At 48.3% G+C, this 623-nt stretch carries 2 protein-coding genes; both read right to left on the bottom strand.

Features of this window, described 5'->3' with window-relative positions; translation table 11 throughout:
• Positions 1-316, bottom strand: a 316-nt coding sequence (locus tag I6F53_RS20265) for a hypothetical protein (protein ID WP_197240954.1), incomplete at its 3' end; no start/stop codon positions are given.
• Positions 317-404: 88 nt separating this feature from the next.
• Positions 405-623: hypothetical protein (locus tag I6F53_RS20270; protein ID WP_197240955.1), on the bottom strand; the 219-nt coding region annotated here is incomplete at its 5' end.

Genomic DNA, 623 nt, shown 5'->3' on the forward strand with positions numbered 1-623 from the left:
TTGCTTCAATACGTGACACACGGGAACACCAAATGTCAGTCCCTTCGACCTTACGGACATACCAAATGTCTGCGTTGCTGGTGGAGGTACAGAAGTACCCAACCTTGATGTGGGTCATCTTGTCTGCATCGAAAGTCTGCATACCAACACTACCACACTTGGCTACTGGTTTGACCCATTTGCCATACTTGCGGGTCCACCCTAAGTTCTTCAGGATGTGGACAGCGGAGTCACGAGCACATTCATACTCTTTAACGTCTGCCAGTTCAGCTTCCAGTTTAGCGATTTCAGCTTCGATTACATTACGATTACGCATAGTGGTGTTCTCCCATTAGTGAGTTGAATAGATTTCATACAAAAGTTAATCACGAAGGCCACCCGTAGATGACCTTTAGTTTAACTCTTTAGATTCCAGACTTCGCAGCCAGAATCATGCCCTCTTCGCCAGCCACTTTGGACAGCAGGAGTTCACGAGTCTTATCTCCACCTACAGCCACAGTAGCAGCTACAGCAATGGAAGCCGTCAGACGACCTGTCTGTGTGTCATCCAAAGTTACACGCTGTGTGTGCGCCTTGGTGGACTTACGGTCCTTCCAGCGGTAGACCAAAGTGACCTTGCCATT

This window comes from Pseudoalteromonas sp. SWN29, assembly GCF_015864465.1.
Lineage (GTDB): Bacteria > Pseudomonadota > Gammaproteobacteria > Enterobacterales > Alteromonadaceae > Pseudoalteromonas.